This window comes from Streptomyces murinus (assembly GCF_002154555.1).
GTDB classification, from domain to species: Bacteria; Actinomycetota; Actinomycetes; order Streptomycetales; family Streptomycetaceae; genus Streptomyces; species Streptomyces murinus.
Genome location: NZ_MUNF01000120.1, coordinates 1 through 3,463, shown reverse-complemented (window position 1 = coordinate 3,463; position 3,463 = coordinate 1). Strand labels below are relative to the sequence as shown.

The 3,463-nt window shown below is 72.5% G+C and carries 1 protein-coding gene and 1 pseudogene; both read left to right on the top strand.

The window, feature by feature from the left end:
* Positions 1-284: 284 nt before the first annotated feature.
* Positions 285-3,011 carry a DNA polymerase I gene (gene polA / locus CCN72_RS09750; RefSeq protein ID WP_086807162.1) on the top strand — a complete coding sequence of 909 codons (2,727 nt, stop codon included), beginning with the start codon at positions 285-287 and terminating at the stop codon, positions 3,009-3,011.
* Positions 3,012-3,226: 215 nt separating this feature from the next.
* A pseudogene (locus CCN72_RS39940) lies at positions 3,227-3,463 on the top strand (hypothetical protein); the annotation flags it as partial.

The following is a 3,463-nucleotide window of genomic DNA, read 5'->3' as shown; positions in this document are numbered from 1 at the left end:
GCTCACCGACACCGCTCACCGCCTTCCCGTGACCGCCCTCCCGGCGATACGGGGCCGCCCCGAGGCGCCCGGTCCGGTCGCCGGGCAGCCGCCGTCGTCGTACGTGATCGCCTCACGGCCCTGCCCCGTGAGCAGCCCCCCGGGGTCCGCGGCGGCTCGCCCCGCCGCAGGCCCCCTCGGGCCGGGCCCGGTGGCGCCGAACCGGGTCCGCCCTGCGCCGTCCGCCCGGCCACCGGAGGCCCACGCGGTCCGGAGTGTCAGTGGGGCGTGGCAGGATCGGTGGCGTGGCAGAGACAGCATCGAAGAAGACCGACAAGACCCCTGGCGGCTCCCGTCCCCGGCTGATGCTCATGGACGGGCACTCGCTGGCCTACCGCGCGTTCTTCGCGCTGCCCGCGGAGAACTTCACCACCGCGACGGGCCAGCCGACGAACGCGATCTACGGTTTCGCGTCGATGCTGGCCAACACCCTGCGTGACGAGGCGCCCACCCACTTCGCGGTGGCCTTCGACGTCTCCCGCAAGACCTGGCGCTCCGAGCGCTTCACCGAGTACAAGGCGAACCGCTCCAAGAGCCCCGACGAGTTCAAGGGCCAGGTCGAGCTGATCGGCGAGCTCCTGGACGCGATGCACGCGCCGCGCTTCGCCGTCGACGGCTTCGAGGCCGACGACATCATCGCCACCCTCGCCACCCAGGCCGAGGCCGAGGGCTTCGACGTACTGATCGTCACCGGCGACCGCGACTCCTTCCAGCTGGTCAGCGAGCACACCACCGTGCTCTACCCGACCAAGGGTGTCTCCGAGCTGACCCGGTTCACCCCGGAGAAGGTTCTGGAGAAGTACGGCTTGACGCCCGCCCAGTACCCCGACTTCGCCGCCCTGCGCGGCGACCCGTCCGACAACCTCCCCGGCATCCCCGGCGTCGGCGAGAAGACCGCCGCGAAGTGGATCAACCAGTTCGGCTCCTTCGCCGAGCTGGTCGAGCGCGTCGAGGAGGTCAAGGGCAAGGCGGGCCAGAACCTCCGCGACCACCTGGAGTCGGTCAAGCTCAACCGCGTCCTCACCGAGCTGGAGCGCCAGGTCGAGCTGCCGAAGGCGGTCACCGACCTGGAGCGCGCGCCGTACGACCGCAAGGGCGTCGCGCTGGTCCTGGACACCCTGGAGATCCGCAACCCGTCCCTGCGCGAGCGCCTCTTCGCCGTCGACCCCGGCGCCGAGGAGGCCGACACCACCCCGGTCGCCACCGAGGGCGTCGAGGTCGACGGCACCGTCCTGCGCACCGGCGAGCTGACCCCCTGGCTCGCCGAGCACGGCACAGGGCTCCTGGGCGTCGCCACCGTCGACACCTGGGCGCTGGGCGCCGGCTCGGTCGCCGAGGTCGCCCTGGCGGCGGCCGGGGGAGCGGCCGCCTGGTTCGACCCCGCGGAGCTGGACGAGGCCGACGAGAACGCGTTCGCGGCCTGGCTTGCGGACGCCGAGCGTCCCAAGGTGTTCCACAACGCCAAGGGCGCCATGCGCGTCTTCGCCGAGCACGGCTGGAGCATCGAGGGCGTGCGCATGGACACCGCGCTCGCCGCCTACCTGGTCAAGCCCGGCCGGCGCTCCTTCGACCTGGACGCGCTGTCCCTGGAGTACCTGCACCGCGAGCTGGCCCCCGCCGCCGCGGCCGACGGCCAGCTGGCCTTCGGCACGGACGAGGCCGCCGAGGCCGAGGCCCTGATGATCCAGGCCCGTGCCGTCCTGGACCTCGGCGAGGCGTTCGAGGGCCGCCTGGAGGAGGTCGGCGCCGCCGATCTGCTGCGCGACATGGAGCTGCCCACCTCCGCCCTGCTCGCCCGCATGGAGCGGCACGGCATCGCCGCGGACCGCGCGCACCTCGACGCGATGGAGCAGATGTTCGCGGGCGCGGTGCAGCAGGCCGTGAAGGAGGCGCACGCGGCCGCGGGCCACGAGTTCAACCTGGGCTCGCCCAAGCAGCTCCAGGAAGTCCTCTTCGGCGAGCTGGCCCTGCCCAGGACCAAGAAGACCAAGACCGGCTACACCACGGACGCCGACGCCCTGGCCTGGCTCGCCACCCAGACGGACAACGAGCTGCCGGTGATCATGCTCCGCCACCGCGAGCAGGCCAAGCTCCGCGTCACCGTCGAGGGCCTGATCAAGACCATCGCGGGCGACGGCCGTATCCACACCACCTTCAACCAGACGGTGGCCGCGACCGGCCGGCTGTCCTCCACGGACCCGAACCTCCAGAACATCCCGGTCCGCACCGACGAGGGCCGGGCGATCCGCCGTGGCTTCGTCGTCGGCGAAGGTTTCGAGTCCCTGATGACCGCCGACTACAGCCAGATCGAGCTGCGCGTGATGGCGCACCTCTCCGAGGACGAGGGCCTGATCAGGGCGTTCACCTCCGGCGAGGACCTGCACACCACGGCCGCCGCCCAGGTCTTCGGCGTCGAGCCGGCCGCGGTGGACGCGGAGATGCGCCGCAAGATCAAGGCGATGTCGTACGGCCTGGCGTACGGCCTGTCCGCGTTCGGCCTCTCCCAGCAGCTGAACATCGAGGCGGGGGAGTCCCGCGCCCTGATGGACGCGTACTTCGAGCGCTTCGGCGGGGTCCGCGACTACCTGCGCCGCGCCGTGGACGAGGCCCGGGCCACGGGCTACACGGCGACCGTCTTCGGGCGCCGCCGCTATCTGCCCGACCTCAACAGCGACAACCGCCAGCGCCGCGAGGCCGCCGAGCGGATGGCCCTGAACGCGCCCATCCAGGGCACGGCGGCGGACATCGTCAAGATCGCCATGCTCAAGGTGGACACCGCCCTGCGGGCCGCGGACCTGAAGTCCCGGATGCTGCTCCAGGTCCACGACGAAATCGTCCTGGAGATCGCCCCCGGCGAACGTGCCCGCGTCGAGGAGATCGTCCGCCACGAGATGTCCGGCGCCGTGACCCTCCGGGCCCCCCTGGACGTCTCGGTCGGCGTCGGCCCGGACTGGGAGTCGGCCGCGCACTAGCCCGCGCAGCCACGCCCCAGGAGCCGCCGCATCCGGGCCGCATCTGTGCAGGGGTGCCGTATTCCGTCGGGAATACGGCACCCCTCGGCCCGCGCAAGCCGGAATCCTCCATTCCGTGCCGGTACCACAAAGACGGCTCAACCCCCGGCGGGACCGTCACTCACGTGGCCCCCGTCAAAACGCCCCGCACCCTCCGCAGCCGCAACACTGCGGGCATGGGTATACGCATGCTTCACCGCCGGACGCCCGAGGCAGTGACCCGGGTCTGGGCGGACACCGCCTCGGCGCAGGCACTGCCCGCCTCGCCGGTCCCGGCCCTCGCGGCCGACGCAAGCACCGCCCGCATCCCCACCGACCCGGCCACGACCGTCCGCAGGGCCGCCAGGAACGTCCGGTGCGGGCTCAAAACCCGCACCGCACGGACCAGGGCCGCCGCCCGCGCTGGCCGCGCC